At 46.3% G+C, this 324-nt stretch carries 1 protein-coding gene; it reads right to left on the bottom strand.

The window, feature by feature from the left end; genetic code table 11:
* Positions 1-324: condensation domain-containing protein (locus tag HFD99_RS25100; protein WP_167441083.1), on the bottom strand; the 324-nt coding region annotated here is incomplete at both ends.

The raw sequence follows: 324 nt of genomic DNA, 5'->3' as shown, positions 1-324 counted from the left end.
AGACCGGTTATACACCAGCGCATTGTACTCAAGCAGAATAGAGATATCTTCATCAGGCACGACAATCAGGTTAAAATTGTAGTTGGTTTGCTCTGCAAGTTCCACATTGGCAATAGAGAAGCCTGTTTGTGCCTCTGCTTCGCCGGAACCGCCCATCTGCTTCTTCATTTGCTGCCCGATGGGGTAGTTTTCAAAAACCATGATGTGATGAATCAGGTCTTGTTTTTGTTCAGTTTGTGCCTGAATATCGTAGAGCGGGAACGTGTCATAGACACTGGAGGCCAAAGCCTGTTCCTGTGTACGCTGCAATACGTCAGCAAATGT

This window comes from Paenibacillus sp. EKM301P, assembly GCF_011800295.1.
Lineage (GTDB): Bacteria > Bacillota > Bacilli > Paenibacillales > Paenibacillaceae > Paenibacillus > Paenibacillus polymyxa.
This window is presented reverse-complemented; position numbering and strand designations above follow the sequence as displayed.